This window comes from Hoeflea sp. EC-HK425, assembly GCF_902498795.1.
GTDB lineage: Bacteria > Pseudomonadota > Alphaproteobacteria > Rhizobiales > Rhizobiaceae > Hoeflea > Hoeflea alexandrii.
This window is the reverse complement of sequence record NZ_LR701572.1, coordinates 26,565-44,977: the sequence shown is the minus strand read 5'-3', so window position 1 is coordinate 44,977 and position 18,413 is coordinate 26,565. Positions and strand designations below refer to the sequence as shown.

18 protein-coding genes are annotated in these 18,413 nt (G+C 59.5%); 7 read left to right on the top strand and 11 right to left on the bottom strand.

Annotated features, from left to right (window positions below; translation table 11 throughout):
• Positions 1-85 precede the first annotated feature (85 nt).
• The 6 genes from SPHINGO391_RS03090 (at position 86) to SPHINGO391_RS03065 (ending at position 5,770) form a co-directional block, all read left to right on the top strand.
• Positions 86-856, top strand: coding sequence for an enoyl-CoA hydratase-related protein (locus SPHINGO391_RS03090; RefSeq protein ID WP_152007455.1), 771 nt, complete (start codon positions 86-88; stop codon positions 854-856).
• A 163-nt stretch (positions 857-1,019) separates the two neighbouring features.
• Positions 1,020-1,811 (top strand): ABC transporter ATP-binding protein, encoded by a 792-nt coding sequence (locus SPHINGO391_RS03085; RefSeq protein WP_152007454.1) that lies wholly within the window; start codon positions 1,020-1,022, stop codon positions 1,809-1,811.
• Between the two features lie 9 nt (positions 1,812-1,820).
• Entirely contained in the window at positions 1,821-2,693 is an 873-nt protein-coding gene (locus SPHINGO391_RS03080; protein ID WP_152007453.1) for a branched-chain amino acid ABC transporter permease, read from the top strand.
• Positions 2,693-3,730, top strand: a complete 1,038-nt coding sequence (locus tag SPHINGO391_RS03075; protein ID WP_152007452.1) for a branched-chain amino acid ABC transporter permease — start codon at positions 2,693-2,695, stop codon at positions 3,728-3,730. The genes SPHINGO391_RS03080 and SPHINGO391_RS03075 overlap by 1 nt, the downstream gene beginning before the upstream one ends.
• Before the next feature lie 75 nt (positions 3,731-3,805).
• Positions 3,806-5,014 carry an ABC transporter substrate-binding protein gene (locus SPHINGO391_RS03070; RefSeq protein ID WP_152007451.1) on the top strand — a complete coding sequence of 403 codons (1,209 nt, stop codon included), beginning with the start codon at positions 3,806-3,808 and terminating at the stop codon, positions 5,012-5,014.
• 3 nt (positions 5,015-5,017) lie between these two features.
• On the top strand, positions 5,018-5,770 hold the full coding sequence (locus tag SPHINGO391_RS03065; RefSeq protein ID WP_152007450.1) for an ABC transporter ATP-binding protein: 753 nt from the start codon (positions 5,018-5,020) through the stop codon (positions 5,768-5,770).
• Between the two features lie 230 nt (positions 5,771-6,000).
• Here SPHINGO391_RS03065 and SPHINGO391_RS03060 read toward each other — a convergent pair whose 3' ends face one another.
• Genes SPHINGO391_RS03060 through SPHINGO391_RS03040 form a run of 5 tightly spaced genes read right to left on the bottom strand, consistent with a single transcriptional unit; the run spans position 6,001 to position 10,708 of the window.
• Positions 6,001-6,735 carry an SDR family NAD(P)-dependent oxidoreductase gene (locus tag SPHINGO391_RS03060; RefSeq protein WP_152007449.1) on the bottom strand — a complete coding sequence of 245 codons (735 nt, stop codon included), beginning with the start codon at positions 6,733-6,735 and terminating at the stop codon, positions 6,001-6,003.
• A gap of 9 nt (positions 6,736-6,744) precedes the next feature.
• The gene (locus tag SPHINGO391_RS03055) at positions 6,745-7,527 is read right to left on the bottom strand and encodes an SDR family oxidoreductase (RefSeq protein ID WP_152007448.1); all 783 of its coding nucleotides are present in this window, start codon (positions 7,525-7,527) and stop codon (positions 6,745-6,747) included.
• A gap of 12 nt (positions 7,528-7,539) precedes the next feature.
• A complete protein-coding gene (locus SPHINGO391_RS03050) occupies positions 7,540-8,325 on the bottom strand; it encodes an SDR family oxidoreductase (RefSeq protein WP_210385756.1) in 786 nt (261 codons plus the stop codon).
• Between the two features lie 40 nt (positions 8,326-8,365).
• Positions 8,366-9,910 carry a long-chain-fatty-acid--CoA ligase gene (locus tag SPHINGO391_RS03045; protein ID WP_152007447.1) on the bottom strand — a complete coding sequence of 515 codons (1,545 nt, stop codon included), beginning with the start codon at positions 9,908-9,910 and terminating at the stop codon, positions 8,366-8,368.
• An 18-nt stretch (positions 9,911-9,928) separates the two neighbouring features.
• Positions 9,929-10,708, bottom strand: coding sequence for an enoyl-CoA hydratase-related protein (locus tag SPHINGO391_RS03040; protein ID WP_193217172.1), 780 nt, complete (start codon positions 10,706-10,708; stop codon positions 9,929-9,931).
• 163 nt (positions 10,709-10,871) lie between these two features.
• Here SPHINGO391_RS03040 and SPHINGO391_RS03035 point away from each other — a divergent pair, with 163 nt between their 5' ends.
• Positions 10,872-11,492: a TetR/AcrR family transcriptional regulator gene (locus SPHINGO391_RS03035; RefSeq protein ID WP_152007445.1), complete on the top strand. Its 621-nt coding sequence runs from the start codon at positions 10,872-10,874 to the stop codon at positions 11,490-11,492.
• A gap of 39 nt (positions 11,493-11,531) precedes the next feature.
• Here the strand turns inward: SPHINGO391_RS03035 and SPHINGO391_RS03030 are convergent, their stop codons facing one another.
• Genes SPHINGO391_RS03030 through SPHINGO391_RS03005 form a run of 6 tightly spaced genes read right to left on the bottom strand, consistent with a single transcriptional unit; the run spans position 11,532 to position 18,405 of the window.
• Entirely contained in the window at positions 11,532-12,692 is a 1,161-nt protein-coding gene (locus SPHINGO391_RS03030; RefSeq protein ID WP_152007444.1) for an acyl-CoA dehydrogenase family protein, read from the bottom strand.
• Positions 12,685-13,443, bottom strand: a complete 759-nt coding sequence (locus SPHINGO391_RS03025; RefSeq protein ID WP_152007443.1) for an SDR family NAD(P)-dependent oxidoreductase — start codon at positions 13,441-13,443, stop codon at positions 12,685-12,687. Before SPHINGO391_RS03025 ends, SPHINGO391_RS03030 begins: the two co-directional genes overlap by 8 nt.
• Positions 13,444-14,805, bottom strand: a complete 1,362-nt coding sequence (locus SPHINGO391_RS03020) for an MmgE/PrpD family protein (protein WP_193217171.1) — start codon at positions 14,803-14,805, stop codon at positions 13,444-13,446.
• Entirely contained in the window at positions 14,798-16,357 is a 1,560-nt protein-coding gene (locus SPHINGO391_RS03015) for a long-chain-fatty-acid--CoA ligase (protein ID WP_210385755.1), read from the bottom strand. The genes SPHINGO391_RS03020 and SPHINGO391_RS03015 overlap by 8 nt, the downstream gene beginning before the upstream one ends.
• Before the next feature lie 31 nt (positions 16,358-16,388).
• A complete protein-coding gene (locus SPHINGO391_RS03010; RefSeq protein ID WP_152007441.1) occupies positions 16,389-17,552 on the bottom strand; it encodes an acyl-CoA dehydrogenase family protein in 1,164 nt (387 codons plus the stop codon).
• A 52-nt stretch (positions 17,553-17,604) separates the two neighbouring features.
• Positions 17,605-18,405 carry an enoyl-CoA hydratase/isomerase family protein gene (locus SPHINGO391_RS03005; RefSeq protein ID WP_152007440.1) on the bottom strand — a complete coding sequence of 267 codons (801 nt, stop codon included), beginning with the start codon at positions 18,403-18,405 and terminating at the stop codon, positions 17,605-17,607.
• Positions 18,406-18,413 lie beyond the last annotated feature (8 nt).

Sequence of the window (18,413 nt, the reverse complement as noted above, 5' to 3'; positions counted from 1 at the left end):
TGACGGCTCGCTCATCTCCATGTAATCTAACTAGCGTTAGAATTTGCATTCGTAAAGCCCTTTCAAGGACCATTTCGAGGATCTGATGACTCTTGTGATTGCAGACTATCCTCGCGAGCACGTTGCACTGCTGCGGCTCAACCGGCCGGATGTGCGCAACGCGCTCAATCCCGAATTGCGGGCAGAGCTTCGCGACGAGTTCGACCGGCTTTCGGATGACAAGACAATTCGCGCCATCATCATCACCGGCAACAGCAAGGCGTTTGCCGCCGGTGCGGATATCAAGGGCATGGTCGATATCGGCGCGGGAGAAATGATGGCCCGCGACGATGAACGGAACTGGGCGGCCATCCGGAACTGCCGCAAGCCGGTGATAGCGGCCATCGACGGATATGCGCTTGGCGGCGGCTGTGAACTGGCGATGCATGCCGACATCATCGTCGCCGGTGAGTCTGCAATCTTCGGGCAGCCCGAAGTGCGTCTGGGCATCATGCCCGGCGCCGGCGGGACACAGAGACTGGTCCGCGCCGTGGGGAAACATCGCGCCATGCTGATGCTGATGACCGGCGAGACCATGACGGCTGCTGAAGCTTTCGACGCGGGCCTGGTCAGCAAGGTGGTTGAGAGGGACCGTGCGGTTGCGGAAGCGATAAAGATTGCAACGTCGATCGCGGCAATGCCGCCTCTGGCGGTTGCGGAGATCAAGCAGGTCTTGCTCGCGGGAATGGAAGTCAACCTCGACACCGCTCTCATGCTTGAACGCCGTGCAGCCTATTTGCTGTTCGAAACCGAGGACAAGCGGACCGCAATGGAAGGCTTCATAAACAAGAATAAGCCAACATTTTCCGGCAGTTAAAATAACTGCTGTTGGAATCCATAAATCGTGGTGACATTTTTTCGAACAACTGTTAGACTTTTGATGTTCCCCGATCTTGGGACGGGAACGGTGGAGGAGCCAATGAAAATAATCCTGAACAGGAGCCGTGGGACCGCGCGCTCAAACCGGCGGGTTGCTGATCATGTTGCATGTTGACAACATCGAGCTCTCCTTTGGTGGAGTGCGCGCGCTCAGTGACGTAAGCGTTTATGCGAAAGCGCAGGAAATCACGGCCGTCATTGGGCCCAACGGCGCCGGCAAAACAAGTTTCTTCAATGTCATTTCCGGGTTCTACAAGCCCCAGAAAGGCAAAGTTGTCCTCGACAACCAGGACATATCCGCCCTGAAGCCCTCTGCCCGCGCCTATTGCGGCATGTCCCGCACCTTCCAGAACATCGCGCTGTTTCGTGGGATGAACGTGCTCGACAACGTCAAGCTCGGCGCCCACACGAAGCTCAAGAGCGGCGTTCTGGCCGCCGGCTTCCGTCTGCCGGTCACCCGGCGCGAAGAGCGCGAACTCGCAGCCGAGATCGAAAGAGACGTCATCGGAATGCTGGAACTGGACCACGTGGCCCATACCCCGGTTGAAGACCTGTCCTACGGCCTGCAGAAGCGTGTTGAGCTGGCTCGCGCCCTCGTCATGAAACCCAAGATCCTGCTTTTGGACGAGCCGGTTGCCGGCATGAACCGCGAAGAAAAGCGCGAAATGAGCCGTTTCGTGCTGGACGTGCGCCGCAATTGGCAAACCACGGTACTGCTGATCGAACATGACATGAGCATGGTCATGGAGATTTCCGACAAGGTCGTGGTGCTTTCCTTCGGCAAGCAGATCGCCTCGGGCACCCCGCAGGAAGTCCGGACCAACCCGGAAGTCATAAACGCCTATCTCGGCGTGGGAGATGAGGATTCAGCCTCATCGGAAGCGGCGGAATAGGACACAATCATGGCATTTTTCCTCGAGTATTCAGCAGTCGGCATCGCAGCGGGCGGCGTTTATGCCCTGATCGCGCTTGGCATCGTGGTGATCTTCAAATCATCCCAGACCTTCAATTTCGCCGCGGGTGAAATGATGGCGATGTCGGCCTACATGTTCTACACCGCCGCCGTCACTTTCTCCTTCGGCATCTATTTCGGTCTGGCTGCTGCGCTCGCCGGATCGATCCTTGTGGCGCTTATCATCGAGCGTTTCGCTCTGCGGCCGATGGCCGGACGGCCTTACATAGCAATTGTCATGGTGACCTTCGGCATCGGTTCGATCATGCGGGGCATCATGGCCATGATCTGGGGCGCCAACGAGTTGCAGATCCCGGCCATCCTGGCCCGTGATCCCGTGTGGATAGGCGAGTTGTTCATTCCGGGAAAAACCGCCCGCGCCTTTGCCATCGCGGTTATGATTGTCGTCAGCCTCATCCTGTTCCTGCGCTACTCCCGCGCCGGCGTCGCCCTGCGGGCCGCCGCCGCCGACCAGATCACCGCCTATTCGATGGGGATCGATGTGCGCAAGGTGGTGGCGTTCGCCTGGGCGATCGCGGCGATCACCGGCGGCATCAGCGGCATCCTCATGGCCAATGTGAATTCCCTTACCCCGCATCTCGGCGTCGTGGCCCTCAATGTGCTGTCGGTGGTTATTCTGGGCGGCATGAATTCGATTGGCGGCGTGCTGGTTGCAGGCCTGATCATTGGCTGGCTGGAAGCGGTCACCGGCTTGTTCCTGGGAACCGAGTTCCGCGAAATCACTCCCTACATCCTGGTCCTGCTGGTGTTGCTGTTCCGTCCCACCGGCTTGTTTGGCAGCAAAGAAGTCGAGCGTATCTGATGGCACATTCAACCACCACAACGGCGCAGGCGCCTCTCCGTTCATCAGCCCGGGGACTGTACTGGAACTCGACGCTGCTGGCGCTGCTTCTGGTGCTGCCCTTCATTGCGCCGCGGTATTGGATCTATTTCGCCTGCATATTCGGCATCAACGTCATTGCCACTCATGGTCTCAACATCATGATGGGCTACACCGGTCTGCTCTCGCTCGGCCATGCCGCGTTCCTGGGTGTGGGCGCCTATACCACCGCACTGCTGCAGAACCATCTCGGCGTGCCGTTCTATATCGCCCTGCCCTTGGCCGGACTGATGGCGGCGGTGATCGGCATCGGCTTTGGCCTGCCTTCGCTGCGTATCCGGGGCCTCTATCTGGTGATCGCCACCCTCGCCGCGCAGTTCATCCTGCAATTTGTCTTCATTCACTGGGAAAGCGTCACCAATGGCGATGTCGGCCTCACCGTCACACCGCCGGAAGTTTTCGGGATGTCTCTCAACACGGAAATCCGGATCTACTACCTTATCCTGTTCGTGGCGGTCTTGGCGACACTGTTTGCAGTCAACGTCATCAGGTCGCGTGTGGGCCGTGCGTTCATCGCCATCCGGGAGCGCGACCTCACGGCTGAAGTGCTCGGTGTCGAGATCGTCTGGTACAAGCTGGTCGCGTTCGCCCTGGGTTCATTCTATGCAGGGGTTGCCGGCGGGTTGCTCGTCTACTTCAACCACACCGTCAATCCCGAGCAATTTGGCCTGATGCAATCGGTCTTCTTTCTCTCGGCCGTCATCATCGGCGGAATGGGATCGACGCTGGGGGCGATTCTCGGTGCCTTGTTCATGACCCTGATGCCCGAAGCGCTAAGCCAGATGGTCCTGGCCACCGGCGATCTCCTGTCCATCGATACCGCGAGTTTCCTGGTGCCGCTGCGCGAGACGATCTTCGGCTTCCTGATGGTTGCCTTTCTTATTTTCGAACCACGCGGCCTTGCCCACATCTGGGAACGGGTCCGCCAGAACTACCTGCGCCGGCGTGCCGCGCAGTAACGACTTTCGGCTGTCAACGGACAGGCGGAACGGGAGCAATCCGCGATCACACAATCGCAACAAGTGGAGGAAAACATGCAGAAAAGACGCAATTTTCTAATCACGGCAGCAGCCGCCATTTCGATAGCCAGCGCAGCCGGCGGCATTGGTCAGGCCGCGGCCCAGGAGGACACGATCAACTGGAGCGTTCATGTCGACCTGACCGGTCCGGCCTCCTATGGCGGCATTCCGCAGGCTGAGGGTTTCAAATCCTATGTTGAGTGGAAGAATGCCGATGGCGGCATCCGCGGACGTCAGATCAAGCTCGAAATTCACGACACGACCTTCAAGACGGATGTGGCGGTCGCGACCTACAAGAAGGCGCTGGCGTCCGGACGGGTTGATTACGTCTTCGGGGATTCGACGGCGATGATTCAGGCGATCTCGCCCGAAAACAACACGACCCAGAAAGTTCTCACCGGAGGCGGTTCATTCGCCTCCGAACTCGCCGACAAGGAGAACTATCCCTTCTACTTCGTTGCAGGCGCAACCTACGGCAACCAGCTCGAGCTGCTCGTCGACTATGTTGCACAGTCAGCCGGCAAGGACGCGAAGCTCGCGATCATGCATTCGAGCATCTCGCTTGGCCGCGATGGCATCGAGCAGGCAAAGGCTCGCGCCGAGATGCACGGCATTGAAGTGGTGCTGGTGCAGCAGACCAAGTTTGTGGAAACGGATGTCAGCGCCTTCGCGCTCGCCATCCGGCAGGCCCAACCCACCCACGTCCTCGTCCACGGCTACTCCTTCGCTGTGTGGCCGGAAGTGATCCGGCTGGTTCGCGACTATGGCATGGACGATACTGTGTTCATGGGGTCGATGTGGCAAAATGAGCATGAGAAAGTGCTCGAACTCAGCGACATTGCGGACGGTCTTGTCGGCATCAACGTCTTCAACGTCAATTCGCGTGAGACCGAAGGCGAGATGATGAAGGTCATCAACGATATCCACGAGGCCCGGGATCCGAACTTCAACGGTTACGTTCGTCTCGGCTTCCTTGATGGATGGATCAACGCGATGATGGCCACTAAGGCCTTCGAAATGGTGATCGACGAGGGCAAGGAAATCACCGGCGTGAACCTTGCTGCGGCCATGGCAAGCATCAAGGACTGGGACACCGGCGGCATTGTCGGCGCACCGGTCACCATGTCCGGCCAGCAGATCGGCCTGGGCCAGGTCATCAGATGGGAGAAGGTGGACGGGGACTGGGCTCCGGTTCCGGTCTCCGACTGGATGAAGGTCAACTGAACCATGACGGCTGCTCTCGAAATCCAGAATCTCGAAGTTGTCTATCAGGGCGTCATTCAGGCGCTTGCGGGCATCAGCCTGCAGGTGCCTGAGGGCAGCATCGTTGCATTGCTTGGCGCCAACGGCGCCGGCAAGACAACGACCCTCAAGGCGATCTCGGGCTTCCTTCCCCTTGAGAACGGCCGTGTGACCGCCGGCTCGATCCGGATCGGAGGCGAAGACATCGCCAAGCTTGCGCCGCACATGATCGTGCGGCGCGGGACCTTTCATGTTCGCGAAGGCCGCCATGTCTTCACCGACATGACCGTGGAGGAAAACCTCATCGCATCCACCTTCGCCCAGCGAAGTGCGCGATCGAGGATTGAGGCGTTCGACGAAGTCTACGCCTTCTTCCCGATCCTCTCCGAGAGGCGGCACCAGCCGGCTGGGCTGTTGTCGGGCGGCGAGCAGCAGATGCTGGCGATCGGGCGCGCCCTTGTCGCCGATCCCCAGATCATCCTGCTCGACGAGCCGTCGCTCGGCCTGGCGCCTTTGATCGTCAAGGATATTTTCGAGATCATCGCCCGCATCAACCGGGAGAAGAAGGTCTCCATGCTTCTGGTGGAACAGAACGCGAGCATTGCGCTGAAATATGCCAGCTACGGCTACGTGATGGAAACTGGCCGGGTGGCGCTTGAAGGCACTACTGACGATCTGTCGCAGAACAACGACATCCAGAAACTCTATCTCGGGATCGATACCGAGGAAACGGCCTGAGAAATCGACCGTTCAGAATCGCGCCTCCCAAGCGCAACGTCAATGGACCTCCGGCCTTCCGGTCCGGAGGTCCATTGACCTGATCCACTCTTGAGCATCTGGACCCATGCTTTAAGGTGCCGCATGCGTCGCCTCACAGAGTTGAAACAATGCCTGAAACCTGCAGCGGCGCGTATCCATCCAGATGCGCGCCGCTGCAGGTTTCGACATGTATAGAGGCGAAAGCTCGCTCAGTAGAGCGAGATGCCCATGGACCGCCCGCCATCCAGCGTCATGATCTGCCCGGTCACATTGCGGGTGCGGGGGTTGGCGAAAAAGGCGATGCCGTTGGCGATGTCCTCCGGCTGGCCGAGCGCCTTGGTGGGCTGCTTGGCGATCAGCTCCTGCTGACGGTCAGGCGTTAGCGACCGGAACATATCGGTTTCGACCAGGCCCGGGGCAACCGCGTTTACAAGGATCCCGCGCTCGGCAAGGTCAATGGCCGAACTCCGCGTCAGCCCGATCACGCCGGCCTTGGATGTCCCGTAGGCCGCATGGGCGTAGCCGGCGAGATAGGCCCGCGACGCCACATTGATGATCCTGCCGCCGCGGTTCATCCGCTTGACGGCCTCCTGCATGACGATGAACGTGCCGATGACATTGACCTCGTACATCTTGCGAAAGTCATCTTCGCCTGTCTCGTTGAACTTTCCGTCCCAGAACACAGCCGCATTGTTGACCACAACATCGACGCGGGGCAATCCGGCCATCAGGGCGGCGACAGCGGCGCGATCGGTGATCGACAGTGCATGGTGCTCGACCGAAGCGCCCTCCGCCTCTAGCGCGGCAGCGGCCGCAGTCAACGGCTCGCTCTTTCGGTCGATCATCACGACGTGGAATCCATCCTCCAGCAGACGCCGGACGGTCGCAAGGCCGATGCCTTGTCCGGCGCCGGTGACGAGAGCAACTTCGGTGTTCATATCCATCTGCGTTCCCTATGCATCGACTGGCATCACAAAAGTTTCGGTCAGGCCGCCATCGACCATGAGGACGTGACCGTTCATGTAACTCGATGCCTTCGAGACCATGAACGCCACCACGCCGCCGGCTTCGTACGCGTCTCCCCAGCGCCCGAGCGGGATACGGCTGGAGACGCCTTTCTCGTAGCCCGGCCGGGCCAGAATGGTGTCATTGATTTCCGTGAGGAAGTAGCCCGGCGCCATCATGTTGCAGGTAACGCCCCTGGCGCCCAGTTCGGCAGCCAGCGCCCGTGTCATGCCTGCCAGGCCATGCTTGCTGGCCACGTAGGAGGTCACGTTCTCGCGCCCGACCACGGCGAGCGCGGAACCCACATTGACGATGCGGCCATAGCCCTGCGGCACCATCAGGCGGGCTGCCTCGCGGCAGAGCACGTAGGTGGCGCGCACATTGGTTCCCATCACCCGGTCCCAGGTGGCGGTCGTGGCCTCTGCGAGAGGCTCCCAGGCATTGATCCCGGCATTGTTGACTAGAATGTCGAGACGGCCTTCGGCTTTCGAGATATCACGTATGGCCGCGATGCAGGCGTCCGTATCGGCAAGATCGAAAGCCCGGATCTCGACATCGAGCCCCTCTGCGCTGAGGATCGCGGCCGACTTTTCCAGTTGTTTTCTCCCTCGCGCGGTCATGTAGACCTTGGCGCCGGATTCAGCGACCGCCCTGGCCATTTCAAAACCGAGCCCGCGCGACGATCCCGTGACCACCGCGACCTGGCCTTCCAGTGAAAATCTGTTGGTCATGACCGTGTCTCCTCAGGCGGCAAGCTGGAATTTGAAGGTCGATGAAATGCCGCCGTCGACATGAATGACCTGGCCGGTAACAAAGCTCGAAGCACCGGAGGCGAGATAGATCAAGGTTCCCACGAGTTCCTGCGGCTCGCCCCAGCGCTCCATCGGCGTGACCCCGGACACGGCTTCGACATAGCCTTCGCGACCGGTCACCGAAGCGTTGATGTCGGTGACGAAATATCCGGGCGCAATCACGTTGGCGGTGATGTTCTCACGCCCCAGTTCGGCCGCCAGCGACCGCGTCAGGCCGACAATGGCCGATTTGCTGGCGCAGTAGGCATGAAGCTTCGCACGGCCGACCGTAGAGAGCACAGAGCCTATATTGATGATGCGTCCGCCCTCGCCGCCCTTGCGCATGACCGCGGCGCATTCCTGCGCCATGATGAAGGTGGCCTTCACATTGGTGTCCATCGTGCGATCGAACTCTTCCAGGTCGCTCTCGAGCACAGGCTGCCAGTTGATGATGCCGGCATTGTTGACGCAGATGTCGATCCGGCCAAGCGAGGCAGCAATGGACTGGACGCCGGTGCGGATGGCTCTTTCGTCCGAGAGATCGATCGGCAGCACCGTGGAGGCGCCGCCATCGGCGGCTATTTCCGAACTGACCGCATCCAGCTTCGCCTTGTCGCGGGCGATGAGCACGACATGGGCGCCGGCCGCCGCCAGGCCCTTCGCCATGGTCCGCCCCAAACCGCGGCTGGCACCGGTGATGACCGCCACCTTGCCCTTGAGCGAGAACATTTCCAGCATTCAAATCCTCCTCCACCGCCAAGCGGCGCATCTTCTGACCTTAAATCTGTCCGTAGACCTGCCGCAGCCGGACCTTATCGACCTTGCCGCTTGGCAGCTTGACGATTTCATCGACAAAGGTGATGTGACGCGGCTTCTTGTAGCTTGCGATCCGGGTCTTGCAGTGCTCGATCAACTCCTCGGCGCTTACAAGAGCGCCCGGCTTGAGCACCACGATGGCCATGACCGCCTCGCCCCATTTCTCGTCGCGAACACCGATCACGGCGGCTTCCGACACCATGTCGTGATGAACCACTGCCTCCTCGACCTCCCGGGAATAGATGTTCTCTCCCCCCGAGATGATCATGTCCTTCTTGCGATCCACCAGATAAAGAAACCCCTCGTGGTCTAGCTTGCCCACGTCACCGGTATGGACCCAACCTTCCCGCAGCGTCTCGATCGTCGCTGCGGTATTGTTCCAGTACCCCTTCATAACCCCCGGACTGGTCAAGAGGATCTCGCCAACTTCACCGGGCGGAAGATCATTACCAGCATCATCGACGATGCGGAGGCCGACCCGTGGAGACGCCTGTCCGACAGATGTCAGGATTTCAAGATCGCGCGCGGTGCCATCGGGCTTGTGTTGATGAGCAAGCAAGGTCGTTCCAACGCCCTCGGTCTGGCCGAACTGCTGCTGGAACACCGGGCCGAACATTTTCAAACCACGCTTGAGCACCGGCAGCGGCATGGGGGCCGCAGCATAGACGATCATACGCAGGCTCGAAATGTCGGTTTCCCCGGCCTTTGGCGAATCAAGCAGGCTCTGGATCATGGTCGGCGCCATATGGGTGACCGTGATCTTCTCCTCCGCAATGGACTTCAGGATCGCTTCGGGATCAAATCCGGACAACAGCACCACCGTTCCCGCCCGCCAATGCTGCGACAACTGGATAATCTTGGCGCCGATGTGAAACAGCGGCATCATGATCAGCATCCGGTCATCCGGACACATGCGCTGATCGGAGCCCAGTATTTCCGCGGCCGCACATTGGCCGGCATGGGTGAGCATCACGCCCTTTGGCCGCCCGGTCGTTCCACTCGTGTAGATCAGATAGGCGATGTCATCGGGTTTCGGACGGAAGGACGCTCCCGCAGGATCGCCGCTGGCGAGGACGTCTTCATAGGCCAAGGCGCCATCGGCTTCAGCGCCAATACAGACATAATGCTCGACCGAGGTTAGCTGATGCTTCATCGCCGCGATGGTTTCGGCATAGGCAGCCTCGAACACCAGCACCTTTGGTGCGCCATCATTGATGATATAGACCATCTCCGGGATCGCCAGCCGCCAGTTGACCGTGGCTGTGATGAAGCCCGCCATTTCGCAGGAGCCATAGACCTCCTGGAACTCCATACAGTTCTGACTTAGAATTCCGACTCGGTCCTGGCGCCTGAGGCCGAGCTTTTGCCAGGCGCTGGCAAGCCGCGCGGCGCGGGCACGGAATTCCGCATGGGTCACACGTTGCTCCCCGAAGACGAAGGCCGTGTGGCCGGGAAACTTCAGCGCGTTGTTGTCGAGCATGTCGGCAAGGGTTTGGGCGACGGTCATTGATCCGGTATCCAACTGCTATTCTATTTCGGGATCGAACAGTGGTTTGCGCTTGTCCCGGAAAGCGGAAAGACCTTCCCGAAAATCATCTGTGGCAAAACACAGCGGCTGCGCCATCGCCTCGAATTCGAGCACCGCCATCGGGTCATCGGCGTATTCCAGCATCCGCTTGGTCAAGGCCAGTGCGTGGGAGGGGAATGCGGCAAGCTGGCGCGCCCGCTCCATCGCTTTTGCCTCCACCTCGTCATCGGCCACCACATCGTCGGCGATGCCTTCGCGCATGGCCTCGGCGCTTCCGAAACTGCGTGCATACAGCAAAGCCTGCCGCGCCCGGGAAAAGCCCATCCGCTTGGGCAGCGTGTAGGCAATGGCGAAATCGGGAACCAGCCCGACCCGGAAGAACGGGAATCCGATGCTGGCTGATTCTCCCATCACGATGGTGTCGCAGATCAAGGCCAGCCCCGCACCTGCGCCGACCGCATGACCCTTGACTTCAGCGATGACCGGCTTGTCATTGGCCAGGAGCAGCCGGGCAAGCCGATGTGCCGACACAATACGCTCGCGACCGGCTTTCGGGTCAGACAACGTGTCCATCCGGGACAGGTCGCCGCCGACCGAAAAATCCTTCAGCGCCGAAGCGATCAGCAGAACGCGCGTCCTCGGGTCGGGCAGCAGTTCCTCAAGCGCACTCAGCAGCTCGCCGCGCAGCGCCTCCCCCATCGCATTGCGGGCTGTAGCGTGATTCATCACGAGCCGGACAATTCCGCGCTCATGACGCTCCACCTCGATATAGTTCATTCCGCCCTCCCCGAACGCTGATCTGACAGCCATGAGGCTACACCAAAGAAAAACCTAACACCAGTTAGAAAATTTGATTTATCGATCATGCGTTAGAATATACGCTCGCTCTGATTGTCATGTTTCAATGCGAAAGATATAAGCGGGTCAAAGGACATTCCTCATGACAAGAAAACCAACCAAGTCAGAAGTGTCACAAAAACGGGTGCTCGATGCGGCGGCAAAGATCTTCCGGGACAATGGTTATGCGGGAACGACCATGCGCGCCATTGCCGACGAGGCCGATTTAAAGGCTGGCAGCATCTATTATCACTACAAATCCAAAGATGAACTTATCAGTGCAGTGCTTGATCTGGGCATTCATGCCGTATCCGATTCGGTGAAAAGCGCGCTCGATGCCCTGCCGGATACGGCTACCGGACGCGAACGAATCGAAACGGCGGTCTATGCCCACTTGTCAGCCATCATCGAATATGGCGACTACACGCTCGCCACGCGGCGGGTGTTTGGCCAGGTGCCCGAAAGCATCAGGCTCAAGAACATGCGGCTGCGCGATCTCTACGGCACGATGTGGCAGGAGATCCTGATGAATGCCAAGGAGCGGGGCGAGTTCCGGCCAAACGCCAACATTACCCTCGCACGACTTTTCATTCTCGGCGCACTGAACTGGACCGTCGAATGGTTCAAGCCAGGCGGCCGCACCATCGACGAAGTCGCCCGGGAATTCAGCTCCGTCGTCGTCGACGGGTTGATGCGGCATGAGCCGAGCATGACCGACGCCTGAGCCTGCCCTCGGAGCAGGGTTTCTCGCAGGCGGCCGCGCTCAATCGCGGCCGAGAATATGATCCGAAATGATCCGCATCTGGATTTCCGAGGTTCCCTCGAAAATCTTTGTCAGCCTGGCGTCGCGCCAGTGCCGCTCGACGGCGTTGAGGGTGGTGTAGCCGCCTCCGCCCAAGATCTGCAAGGCTTCGCTGGTTACCCGCTCGGACATCTCGCTGGCAAACAACTTGACCATGGACGCCTCCTTGTCGCAGCGGACGCCTTGATCGATCTTCTCGCAGACCGAATACATCAGTGATCGTGCCGCCTCGATCTCGGTCGCCATGCCGGCAATCTTGAAGCGAATGGCCTGAAACGAGGAAATCGCGTTGCCGAACTGGCGGCGCTGCTTGGCATATTCGATCGCATCGTTGAGGCCCGCCTGCGCCAGGCCGATCGACCGCGCTGCGGTGTGCGCTCGCGCTGTCTCCAGTCCCGCCGTGGCGAGATAGAAAGCCTTGCCTTCCTCGCCGATCATCTTGTCAGCTCCAACCCGGCATTTGTCGAATGCAAGCTCCCAAGTGGTCCAGCCGTGGTAACCGATCTTGGGGATGGTGTTGCCCGACACGCCTTGCGGCAATTCTCCGCGGGGCTTTTCGACCATGAAAGCCGATATGCCCCGATGCCGCGCCTTTGGGTCGACGGTCTCACCGGTGCGCGCAAAGACCAGAATGAAATCGGCGCCGTCCGCGAAGGTGCACCAGTATTTGTTGCCGGTAATTTCCCACTCGTCACCGACCCGTTTGGCCCGGCATGAAATATTGGCGACATCTGATCCGGCGTCCGGCTCGGACAGAGAGAAGGCACCTAGGAACTTGCCTTCGGCCATCAATGGCAGATAGTGCGATTTCTGCTCCGGCGTCATCGATTTGAGCGATCCGATCAGCGCGTTGCCGCGGGCGATCAGGCTTGCCACACTCATCCAGCCGCGCGCCAGTTCTTCAGCCACCAGGCAATACTCGAATGCTCCGAGACCAAGCCCACCATATTCTTCCGGGATCAGGATTCCGAAATAGCCCAGTTCCGCCATCTGGTCGATGATTTCGCGCGGGATGTCACCCTTGACCGGATCGAGCCTGTTGGCGGCGGGAAGCACCACGTTGCGGGTGAATTCGCGCGCCGATTCCTGAATCATGCGGTGTTCATCGGAAAGTTCAGGCATAGGCGGACTCCTCCGGGGGCAACTGACCCTGGCCGAGCGAACGCCCGCCATCGACAATCATGACCTGCCCCGTGATGTAGATGTTCTCAGGCGAAGCCAGGAAAGACACCGCGCGGGCGATATCTTCCGGCTGGCCGATCCGACCGAGCAATTGCAGGCCGAGCATCGCCTGCTGACGTTCTTCGCTCATATAGTGCAGCATGTCGGTATCGACGACGCCCGGAGCGATGGCGTTGACGCGGATGTCGCGTGGCGAAAGGTCGATCGCCATTGATCGGGTCAGTCCCACGACAGCTGTTTTGGAGGCCGCGTAATGCGCCATTTGCGGTGCGCCGGCGAAAGAGCGGGACGCGATGTTGATGATCCGGCCACCATTTCGCATCCGTCGCGCGCCTTCCTGGGCGACAACAAATGTGCCCACCACATTGATGTCGAACGCTTCGCGGAAATGATCCTCGGTAAGGTCTTCAAACTTGTGCGTGCTGGTGATGGCGGCATTGTTGACGATGACATCCAGTGGCGCTGCGCGATCCATCAGCGCGCCAATGGCCGCGCGATCGCGGATATCAACGACTTCGGTGATGATTTCAGCGCCTTTTGCGCACAGGCTCTCGCCAAGTCCTTGAACGCTTTCCAGCCTGTCTACCGCAACGATCTTGTAGCCGTCGGCTGCAAGACGCTCGACGATACCACGACCGATGCCTTTGGCGGCGCCCGTCACAAAGGCCGTTCCCAAGTGCTTGTCTGTCATTTAGCTTCTCCGCGTCATGGCGAGTATTTCCTCGAGCGAGGTGCCGTCATCGAGCAGAACAAGGATATCCATAAGCCGTCGTGTCTCGGCGGCACCAAGAACCGGTTCGACCAGGGCGATGAACTTGTTTTCGAGTTTTGTCTGCTGCCGCATGAGATCCGTATCGGCGACACCGGCATCATGACTGGCTGAATGAGACGATCCATCATTGGTCGTCACTGTCACCTCGGCCTTGGCCTCTGGAAAGGATTCGTCAAAGATGATTGTTGCCATATCTCGCAGGCGAACAAGCTCGGGCTCCTGGGTCATCACATCCGTGTAGCTGCCGATGGCCGAGGTGTTGCGTCCGGCCAATGCCATCGCCACGGTCAGCCGAAGACTGAATTTCGCCTCAAGTCCAGTCGCCGGTCTTGGCAGATTACAGACCCGGTCCGTGACCGGCGCAACGCGGATGGTGATGCCGGAAATGGCATTTGTCGATGTGCGGCTCCTGTCGCGCAGATGAATGCCGGCCTCGATCGCCCCATGAGTGAGATAGCACGATGCATGGTACTTGAAGAGATTGCGGCGAATGTGGAAATCCAGCGGCTCGGGCCGCATTGCCTCATCGGGATGGAAATCCACGCTCTGGGTTGCGGCCAGGCCCTGCGCGCATTCGAGCGCATCGGGGCGGCTGGTGAAACCCCTTCTGGCAAGCCGTGCGGCCGACAAGCCGTTCTGCGCGGCTCGTCCGGCATGCAACGGCTTGCACATGGTCCCGAACATCGACTTGAGGCCCGACGCCAGCGTGGTGGAAATGCCGTAGGCTGTCGCCGTTGCATCCGGAGCAAGACCCAGAAGCCGTGCACAGGCCGCCGCGGAACCGACACTTCCCACCGTCGCGGTCGCATGAAAGCCGTGTCCGTAATGGCTCGGGCTGATCAATGCCCCGGTGCGGCAGGCCACGTCGTAGCCGGCGACAAAGGCCTCGATCAGCAAGCGCGGCGAGGCATTCTGTGCCTCGGCCATCGCCAGAACGCCCGGCAATATCGCCACCGTGGGGTGACCGAGGATCGCCATGTTGACGTCGTCAAAATCCAGCGCATGCGAGGCAGTGCCGTTGATCAGAGCCGCGTTGACCGTCGACGTCTTCTCGCCCGATCCGACGAGAGTTGCGACCGGCGTTGCCCCGTCATCGAGAACCTCTTCTCTCAGGATCGAAACTGCAGGTTCGGACGCGCCGGAGATCGTGACTGCGAACCAGTCAAGAATGCACTGCCGCGCAACCGTGACGGCGTCATCTGGCAGGTCATCAAAGCTGATTGCCGCAGCCCTCTCAGCCAGCCAACGGGTGACTTCAGGAGGCGTGGTTGGTTCAGGCATTTCCATCACCATCTGATGCCGGGGCGCCATGGACCTGGCGCAGCACGGTCTTGTTGATCTTGCCGCTTGGAAGCCGCGGCAACTCTTCGACGAAAATGATGCTCTTCGGCTTCTTGTAGCTGGCGATCTGCGTCTTGCAGTGAGCGATCAAGTCGTCTTCGGACACTGCTTGCGATGTCACCACGACGGCCCTGACGGTTTCACCCCAATAGTCATCCTTTACGCCGATCACTGCCGCATCGAGAACCGCCGCATGGGAAGCCAGAGCCTCCTCGACCTCGCGCGAATAGATGTTTTCGCCGCCTGAAATGATCATATCCTTCTTGCGGTCAACCAGATAGAGGAACCCCTCCTCGTCGAGATAGCCAAGATCCCCGGTGCGGTACCAGCCATCGCGCAGTGCTGCGAGGGTGGCTGCACTGTTGTTCCAGTAACCCGCCATATGGGTTTGTGTTCTGGTCAGGATCTCGCCTGGCTGATTGACTGGTAACTCGTTGCCCTCGTCATCGGCGATGCGAATATCCACGTTGGGCGCGGCCTGACCGATCGATGTCAGGCGTTTGAGATCCTGCGCCGTGCCATCAGGTTTGTGCTGGCGCTTGTGCAGGGTGGTGCCTCCGCCTTCGGTCATACCGTAAAGCTGCAGGAAAACCGGCCCGAGAATTTCAAGACCGCGACGCAGCAACGGGCCAGGCATAGGGGCTGCGGAATAACACAGCGTATGCAGGGAGGACAGGTCGGCAGCCTCCACACCGGGAACCGATAGCATCGCCTGTACCATTGTCGGCGCCATATGCGTCATCGTTATCCGTTCCCGCACGATCGTTGCGACGACTTCGTCGGGCTTGAAATCATAGTGGAAAACGACGGTTGCCCCGCGCAGATGGGCGGCAAGCTGCAGAAACCGCGATCCGACATGGAATACGGGCATCATCAACTGCATCCGGTCGCTGACAATCACGCCGAGTTCCGTCGCCATCAGTTGCGCCACATTGATTTCGGCACGGTGCGTGCGCATCACGCCCTTTGGGCGACCGGTGGTGCCGCTGGTGTAGATAAGATGCATGATGTCTTCAGGCACGGGCCGGGAGGGCGCGCCTGAGGGATCGCCCGATGCAACAAATTCTTCGTAGGACAAAGCCCAGTTAGGCGCCTCCGCTCCGAAGCAGACATAGGCTTCAATGTGCGGCTGATCGTGCCTCAACTGTTCCACGGTCGCCAGGTAACGCGCCTCGAAAAACAGAACGCGCGGTGTGGAATCGTTGAGAATGTAGGCCATCTCTGGCGGGGCCAGGCGGAAGTTCACCGTTGTGGCGATGAATCCGGCAAGCTCGCAGGCGCTGTAGATCTCCATGAACTCCCGGGTGTTCTGGGAAAGGATCGATATGCGGTCCTGCCTGCGGACACCGAGGACGAAGATGGCAGAGGCCAGCTTCTGGGCTCGGTCGTGGTGCTCTCGGAATGTGATCCGGTCGTCCCCGAGCACCCAGGCCAGTTCGTCAGGGAACTTGTACGCATTGTTGCGCAGAATATCGCCAAGAGTGTCGATCATGCAGTTTCCTCCCCGATGGTGACCGCCGGCGTCAGGACTTCGGGAGCCCCATGCGGTTGGCGATGTTGTTCTTCTGAATGGCCGTCGATCCTCCGATGATCGGCATCAGCAGCATGTCACGGACATAGCGCTCCATGTCAAAGCCCTTGGCGTATCCGTAAGCGCCCATGACCTTCTGGCAGGTGAGCACGATGTCGAGACCGAGTTCGCACACATACATCTTGGCCATCGACGTCTCGGCGCTGCAGGGCAGATTGTTGTCGGCCAGCCAGCAGCCGCGATAGAGCATCAGCCGCGCGGCCGCGAGCTTGGTCTGAACATCAGCCAGCATGTGTCGTATCGACTGGACCGAGCAGATCCGGCTGCCGAACTGTTTGCGCTGTTGGGAATATTCCCAGGCATCATCGACAGCCTGCGCCGCAATCCCGAGCGCCATTGCGGCAACTTCGAGCTTCTCGACTTCAAGCGCCGGACCGGCGAGGCGGGTCCAGCCATTGTTCCAGCCGTCCTCACCGCCGATCACGTCATCGATGGAGATCTCGACATCGACGAGCGAGACATCATTGGTGTTGAGGCCGCGTGCACCCATTGCCGGAATGTGAGTAAGTTCGACGCCTTTTGCCGTTGGAGGAATGAGCACCAGCGACAGATTCTTGTATCGCGCATCTGGCTCGCCGCTGCGCACCAACGCATAGATGTAATCGGCAATCTCGGCGCCGGAACACCAGCGCTTGGTTCCGTTAATGATCACCTTGTCGCCGCGGCGCTCTGCGCGGGTGCGAACACTTGCCAGATCCGAGCCGACATCGGGTTCGGAGAGTCCATAGGCAAACAGCAATTGGCCATCGGCGAGCTGCGGCAGCAAACGCTGCTTCTGCTCTTCGCTGCCTGACGCCAGAATGTTCATGCTGCCATAGCAGGAGTTCATCAGATAAAGCGTGGCAATCACCATCGAACGGCGGGACAGTTCCTCAACTGCCACCATGGTGCCCAAAACATCACGGCCGGTTCCGCCAAAGGATTCCGGAACGGTCATACCGCAGATGCCCAGATCGCGGATATGCTCCATCAGGGCACGGGGGACCTTGTCCTCCTCATCCCATTTCGCCATCTGCTCACGGCTTGCATGTTTGTCGAGCATCCGCCGGATGCTCTCGCGCAACATGCCGATATGTTCGGGTTCACCGAAATCCATAGTTTCCTCCAAACCGACCGGGTCAGGCTTCTACATTGCGCTTACGCCTGGCTCACAAGCCGTTGAATTTCGGCTTGCGTTTTTCGCTGAAGGCATTGATCGCTTCCAGGTGATCCTGGCTGCGGTTTGTCAGCGCTTCGTATGCCATGCAGGTGTCCATCATGGTGTGGGCCAACTGTTTCAGACCGATATTGATGGCGGTCTTGGTGTATTTGATCGACTTCATCGCACCGCCGCCAAGCTTCTTGGCCATGGCGTCAACCTTGGCATCCAGTTCACCAGCAGGCACCGAATAATTGATCAGGCCCATGGCCTGTGCATCGGGTGCCGTGATCAGGTCACCGGTCATCAGGTATTCCTTGGCCTTGGCGTAGCCGATCGCCTGTGGCCAGATCACTGCCCCGCCATCGCCTGCGGCCAGGCCGACACGGACATGCGGGTCACCGATGCGGGCATGGTCAGCAGCAATGATGATGTCGCAGAACAGGGCCATGGTTGCGCCAAGACCGACAGCGTCGCCGTTCATCTTGCAGATGATCACCTTGTCACAATCGAGAATGCCGAAGACGACGCGCTTGGCTTCGTTGATCGAACGGTCGAACATTTCGGTGTCTTCATACATTTCCCGCATGCCGACAATATCGCCGCCAGCCGAAAACGCCTTGCCGGCGCCTGTGAAGATCACGACGTCGATGGAATGATCGAGACCCAGATCGTAAAAGACGCGCGATGATTCCTCATGCATTTCCGCAGTCATCGCATTGAGCTGGTCTGGACGGTTCATCGTCACGGTCATGGTGCGGCCATCCTGCTCGAACAGGAAATATTTGTAGCCCGAATAATCTACGATCATGTGTAATC

What these genes read in the sequence shown, in the direction of transcription:
- SPHINGO391_RS03070 (WP_152007451.1), top strand. Translation starts at nt 3,806, where the DNA reads ATGCAGAAAAGACGCAATTTTCTAATCACGGCAGCAGCCGCCATTTCG.
- SPHINGO391_RS03050 (WP_210385756.1), bottom strand. Translation starts at nt 8,325, where the DNA reads ATGCTGGAAATGTTCTCGCTCAAGGGCAAGGTGGCGGTCATCACCGGT.
- SPHINGO391_RS03090 (WP_152007455.1), top strand. Translation starts at nt 86, where the DNA reads ATGACTCTTGTGATTGCAGACTATCCTCGCGAGCACGTTGCACTGCTG.
- SPHINGO391_RS03060 (WP_152007449.1), bottom strand. Translation starts at nt 6,735, where the DNA reads ATGGATATGAACACCGAAGTTGCTCTCGTCACCGGCGCCGGACAAGGC.
- SPHINGO391_RS03075 (WP_152007452.1), top strand. Translation starts at nt 2,693, where the DNA reads ATGGCACATTCAACCACCACAACGGCGCAGGCGCCTCTCCGTTCATCA.
- SPHINGO391_RS03080 (WP_152007453.1), top strand. Translation starts at nt 1,821, where the DNA reads ATGGCATTTTTCCTCGAGTATTCAGCAGTCGGCATCGCAGCGGGCGGC.
- SPHINGO391_RS03020 (WP_193217171.1), bottom strand. Translation starts at nt 14,805, where the DNA reads ATGCCTGAACCAACCACGCCTCCTGAAGTCACCCGTTGGCTGGCTGAG.
- SPHINGO391_RS03085 (WP_152007454.1), top strand. Translation starts at nt 1,020, where the DNA reads ATGTTGCATGTTGACAACATCGAGCTCTCCTTTGGTGGAGTGCGCGCG.
- SPHINGO391_RS03045 (WP_152007447.1), bottom strand. Translation starts at nt 9,910, where the DNA reads ATGACCGTCGCCCAAACCCTTGCCGACATGCTCGACAACAACGCGCTG.
- SPHINGO391_RS03065 (WP_152007450.1), top strand. Translation starts at nt 5,018, where the DNA reads ATGACGGCTGCTCTCGAAATCCAGAATCTCGAAGTTGTCTATCAGGGC.
- SPHINGO391_RS03010 (WP_152007441.1), bottom strand. Translation starts at nt 17,552, where the DNA reads ATGGATTTCGGTGAACCCGAACATATCGGCATGTTGCGCGAGAGCATC.
- SPHINGO391_RS03030 (WP_152007444.1), bottom strand. Translation starts at nt 12,692, where the DNA reads ATGCCTGAACTTTCCGATGAACACCGCATGATTCAGGAATCGGCGCGC.
- SPHINGO391_RS03025 (WP_152007443.1), bottom strand. Translation starts at nt 13,443, where the DNA reads ATGACAGACAAGCACTTGGGAACGGCCTTTGTGACGGGCGCCGCCAAA.
- SPHINGO391_RS03035 (WP_152007445.1), top strand. Translation starts at nt 10,872, where the DNA reads ATGACAAGAAAACCAACCAAGTCAGAAGTGTCACAAAAACGGGTGCTC.
- SPHINGO391_RS03055 (WP_152007448.1), bottom strand. Translation starts at nt 7,527, where the DNA reads ATGACCAACAGATTTTCACTGGAAGGCCAGGTCGCGGTGGTCACGGGA.
- SPHINGO391_RS03015 (WP_210385755.1), bottom strand. Translation starts at nt 16,357, where the DNA reads ATGATCGACACTCTTGGCGATATTCTGCGCAACAATGCGTACAAGTTC.
- SPHINGO391_RS03040 (WP_193217172.1), bottom strand. Translation starts at nt 10,708, where the DNA reads ATGAACTATATCGAGGTGGAGCGTCATGAGCGCGGAATTGTCCGGCTC.
- SPHINGO391_RS03005 (WP_152007440.1), bottom strand. Translation starts at nt 18,405, where the DNA reads ATGATCGTAGATTATTCGGGCTACAAATATTTCCTGTTCGAGCAGGAT.